Origin of the sequence: Aureimonas sp. ME7, from assembly GCF_903970965.1 — a bacterium.
Taxonomy (GTDB): Bacteria; Pseudomonadota; Alphaproteobacteria; order Rhizobiales; family Rhizobiaceae; genus Aureimonas.
The window spans coordinates 1-443 of sequence record NZ_CAJCKW010000052.1; the positions used below are offsets into that span (position 1 = coordinate 1).

Sequence of the window (443 nt, forward strand, 5' to 3'; positions counted from 1 at the left end):
CCCTTCCAACGCGGCACGATCGGGACCGCATCCCGGCCCGTCGCAACAACCACCGCCTGAGTGTGGATTGTGCCCGCGTTCGTCTCGAGGCCGAAGTGCCCGCCGGTCCGCGACAGAGATAAGGCCTCGGTGCCGTAGCGGATCTCGAACTGATGCCGATCCCTAAAGGCCCGGAGATGCGCGATCACCGCGGCTTGCTTGGGGAAGGCGCCTGTTCCGGCCGGATAGGTCGATTCCGGTAGCGCCGACAGCGAGCGGTGCGTGTTCAGGGTCAGTTGCGGATGCCGTCGTTCCCAGGACGTTCCGATGTCGCTTTCCCTTTCGAGAACGAGCGGCTCGATGCCACGCCGGCGCATCGCGTAAGCCGCGGTTAAGCCGGCCAATCCGGATCCGATGATCACGACGTCTCTGACGATGGGTTCTTGGCTCATGAAGATCCGCTC

1 protein-coding gene is annotated in these 443 nt (G+C 64.3%); it reads right to left on the reverse strand.

Translation table 11 applies throughout. The features are described from left to right. Nucleotides 1–431, reverse strand: a 431-nt coding sequence (locus H7A85_RS20685; protein ID WP_182422420.1) for an FAD-dependent oxidoreductase, incomplete at its 3' end; no start/stop codon positions are given. Between the last annotated feature and the right edge of the window lie 12 nt (nt 432–443).